The following is a 4187-nucleotide window of genomic DNA, read 5'->3' as shown; positions in this document are numbered from 1 at the left end:
GCGCGGAGGCCGGCGGCTTGGCGTCCGGCTTCCTGACCGGGCTGTGGTCGCCGATCAGCGCGAGCGCCACCGCGGCGGCGGCCACGGCGACCACACCGGCCGCGATACCGGCCTTCACCGGCGCGCCCAGCCCTTCGGAGGCGGCGGCCCCGCCCGAAGAGCCGCCGCCCGCCGCGGCGGCCGCGCCCGCGGCACCGGCCGTTCCCGCCCCGGCGCCGCCCGCGATGAGCCCGACGGCCTTGGCGTACCCGGCCGCCCCGAACCAGCCGATGACCGCGACCGGGACGACGGCGGGGATACCGCCGGCGACTTCCTTGATCTGGCCCGCGGCCAGCCGGCACTTGGCGCACTCCTCCAGGTGCTGGCGCAGCCCTCGTTCAGCACGGGTGCGCAGGCCGCCGCGGGCATAGGCACCTAGCCGGTCGGCAAAGCGGGCGCACTCCTCGTCGGTGGCGAGGGTCGCGCTGACGTGGGCCTGGAGATAGGCCTGCTTGAGGCCCTCACGGGCGCGGCTGGCCAGCACGCGCGTGCCGTTGGCGTCGAGTCCGAAGAGAGTGGCGACCTCGCTGGGCGACTCGTCCTCGACCTCGGTGTGCCACAGCACGGCCTGCCAGCGCTCGGGCAGCGACCGGAAGGCCTGCATGGCCATGGACTGCTCGGCCACGTGCATCGCGCGCACGTCCGCGCCCAGGTCGAGGGTGTCGTCGTCGGAGACCTCGGAGGTGCGCGCGGCCTGGGCGGCGAACACCGCGAAGTCGTCGACGAGCTGCTCCCGCTTCGCCGACTTGGTCCAGCCGGCGGCGACGCGGCGGACGCTGGTGAGCAGATACGCGCGTACGGCGTGCTCGGGGCCGTGGCCGCGGCGCACCGCCTGGAGCATGCGGGCGAAGACCTCGGCGGTGAGGTCGTCCGCGGTGTGGGCGTCGCGGCAGCAGGTGCGGGCGTAGCGGCGCACGGCGTCCGCGTGGCGGCGGTAGAGGGCCTCGTAGGCCGAGTCGTCGCCGGAGCGCATCCGCTCGATCAGGTCGGCGTCGGACGGCGGCATCTGCCGCGGCGGTGGCAGGAGGCCCGCGTCCTCGCGACGGTCGCGCTGCGCCGGGACGCTGCCCTCGACCGGTTCGCCGCCCTGGGCCGGGATGCCGCCCTGCGGGATGCCCGCGCGGCCGCCCTGACCCGGCACGTGGGGGGTGCCCCCGGCTTCCCCGTCGCCCTCATCGAGGGGTTCGTCCCGCCCGTCAACGCTCATCGCGGAATGCCCCCGCCGCCGGCCCAACCAGTCCCCAACACCGGGTCAGCGTGCCATATTGGCTTTTGTTCAGTCCCCCGCGGTACGGGGCATCCACCCGTCCGTGGGGACTTCCCGCACGGCAGTACTGAACATCACCCGGATGGGGAAGACTCAACTGTCACGGCCGGTGCAGGAGTTGGTCGGCGCACCCGAAAAACGCCGGAATGTCCCGGGGCGCGGACGGGCGGCCGACCGCACCCCATTGTCACTCTTTCGAGTTACACCGGCCGGGACCTCAGCCCCTCCAGCAGGATGTCCAGCAGCCGCGCCGAGGCCGCCGCCTGCTGCGCCGCGTCCGGCAGCGAGGGCGCCGCGGTCGCGATCACCAGCAGGACGTCCGACACCGACACGTCGGTCCGCAGCTCACCGGCCGCCCGGGCCCGCTCCACGAGCCGGCCCACGACCTCCAGCAGCGCCGCCGCCCCTGCGTCGTCGTCGGCGGAGACCAGCGGGGCCTCCTCCGGCACCAGCCGCAGTTCACCGGAGCCCGGCGTCGTCCGCTGCTGCGGCACGCGCGCCTCGTCGTAGCCGTCGGCCTCGTCGGCGACCCCGACCCGCAGCACCTGGGGCGGCAACAGCCGCCCGGCACCGGAGGCGACCGAGGTGCGCAGGAAGCGCGACAGCGCCGACCACGGCTCGTCCTCCTGGCCGAGCGCCGCCCGCGCCTGGTCGGTCAGCCGGGAGGTCTCCTCCTCGGCTATCCGCCGGACCAGGACGTCCTTGCTCGGAAAACGCCGGTACACCGTGCCGACACCGACCCGGGCGCGCCGCGCCACGTCCTCCATCGGAGCGCCGTACCCCAGCTCGCCGAAGACCTCGCGCGCCGCGCGCAGTACGTGTTCCAGGTTGCGCTGTGCGTCCACGCGCAGGGGGGCCGAACGCGACGCGTCCCGTCCGTTGCCCGCCGCGCTCATCGCCGAGCCCATCGCGCCGCCCATCGACCCGCCACCGGGTGCGATGGTGGACGCGGTGGACCAATGAGAGTCCTGAATGTGCATAAATGTTCCCCCGGTAATGACGTCTCCCCCCGGAGACTCTCCCCGCCATCGAAAGCCGGAGCGAGCGGAACAGGCCCGTTTCGCGAGTCCGCCCGTCGCGGACCCGGAGCGCATCCCCCTACACCCCGTCGTCACACGAACATAGTTGAGTGGGGGTCAATTCAGAAGGGGCAGGTTCCGCACGGAGCGCCCCCCGATCGGAGTACGGGTGGCATACGCCCCGATTGCGCCCCCCGCACCCGCCTGTCGCACCCCCATGACCTGCGAACCTTCCGTCTGCCCCGGCGATTCGGCCATCCCGGCGCGCCGACGACTTCCAGTCACACAATTTGTCGAGGCTGTGGACAAACTCAAGCGGCGGGTGCGTCATGGGATGGTGAAGGAACGTGCGCGCATTCTGGTTGTCGGCGGCGGCTACGTCGGGATGTACACGGCTCTGCGTCTGCAGCGGAAGCTGAAACGGGAACTCGACCGGGACGAGGTCGAGATCACGATCGTCACACCCGACCCGTACATGACCTATCAGCCGTTCCTGCCCGAGGCGGCAGCCGGATCCATCTCCCCGCGCCACGTCGTCGTACCGCTGCGCCGCGTCCTGGACCGCTGCCGCGTCCTGGTCGGCGAGGTCACCGCGATCGACCACGCCAAGCGCACGGCCTCCGTCACCACCCTCGCCACCGAGGAGGAGCGCACGGGCGCCGAGCAGCTGGCGTACGACGAACTCGTCCTCGCCCCCGGTTCGGTCGCGCGCACGCTGCCGATCCCCGGACTCGCCGACCACGCCATCGGGTTCAAGACGGTCGAGGAGGCCATCGGCCTGCGCAACCACGTCATCGAGCAGATGGACATCGCCTCCTCCACCCGCGACCCCGCCATCCGCGACGCGGCTCTCACCTTCGTCTTCGTCGGCGGCGGCTACGCGGGCGTGGAGGCGCTCGGCGAGCTGGAGGACATGGCCCGCTACACCGCCCGCTACTACCACAACGTCCTGCCCGAGGACATGAAGTGGATCCTCGTCGAGGCCTCCGACCGCATCCTCCCCGAGGTCGGCGAGGAGATGGGCCGCTACACGGTCAGCGAACTGCGCCGCCGCAACATCGACGTACGCCTCAACACCCGCCTGGAGTCCTGCGTGGACCGCGTCGCCGTCCTCAGCGACGGCAACCGTTTCCCCACGCGTACGGTCGTGTGGACGGCCGGCGTGAAACCCAGCCCGCTCCTCGCCGCCACCGACCTCCCGCTCACGGAGCGAGGTCGGCTGAAATGCACCCCCCAGCTCACCGTCGACGGCACCACGCACGCGTGGGCGGCCGGAGACGCCGCCGCCGTCCCCGACGTCACCGCCGAGGAGCCCGGCAGGGAGACCGCACCCAACGCCCAGCACGCCGTACGCCAGGCCAAGGTCCTCGGCGACAACATCGCGCACGCGCTGCGCGGCGAGCCCCTGGAGACGTACGCGCACGCGTACGCCGGCTCCGTGGCCTCCCTCGGTCTCCACAAAGGTGTCGCGTACGTCTACGGACGCAAGCTGAAGGGCTACCCTGCCTGGTTCATGCACCGCGTCTACCACCTCAGCAGGGTCCCGACCTTCAACCGCAAGGCCCGCGTGCTGGCCGAATGGACCCTGTCGGGGCTCTTCAAACGGGAGATCGTCTCCCTCGGTTCACTCGAACATCCCCGAGCGGAGTTCGAACTCGCGGCCGGTGGAAAGCATCCTCACGACCCGACGAACGACCCGAAGGGGTCGTCCTGACCGGACCGAGGAACTCCACGGACCGCCCCGGCGTCTGACGGATGTCGACCCGGTCGGTCACCCTGCCAGACTGATGCCCGACTTCGGACGGGCAGCCGCCCGCCCCTCGAACCCAGAGGTTTTCCCACCGTGCCGCACCCCCGGGCTG

At 72.2% G+C, this 4187-nt stretch carries 3 protein-coding genes; 1 reads left to right on the top strand and 2 read right to left on the bottom strand.

Features of this window, described 5'->3' with window-relative positions:
* Together EHS43_RS38965 and EHS43_RS38960 are read right to left on the bottom strand one after the other, a co-directional pair.
* Positions 1-1246 (bottom strand): sigma-70 family RNA polymerase sigma factor (locus tag EHS43_RS38965; RefSeq protein WP_125195308.1); only part of this gene is annotated, 1246 nt, incomplete at its 3' end.
* A gap of 260 nt (positions 1247-1506) precedes the next feature.
* A complete protein-coding gene (locus EHS43_RS38960; RefSeq protein ID WP_125195307.1) occupies positions 1507-2286 on the bottom strand; it encodes a TetR/AcrR family transcriptional regulator in 780 nt (259 codons plus the stop codon).
* A gap of 373 nt (positions 2287-2659) precedes the next feature.
* Between EHS43_RS38960 and EHS43_RS38955 the strand changes: the two genes are divergently transcribed.
* Positions 2660-4039: an NAD(P)/FAD-dependent oxidoreductase gene (locus EHS43_RS38955; RefSeq protein WP_125195306.1), complete on the top strand. Its 1380-nt coding sequence runs from the start codon at positions 2660-2662 to the stop codon at positions 4037-4039.
* Positions 4040-4187: the final 148 nt, after the last annotated feature.

The organism is Streptomyces sp. RP5T (assembly GCF_003933965.1).
Lineage (GTDB): Bacteria > Actinomycetota > Actinomycetes > Streptomycetales > Streptomycetaceae > Streptomyces.
The sequence above is the reverse complement of the archived record's forward strand: the minus strand, read 5'-3'. Positions and strand labels throughout refer to the sequence as shown.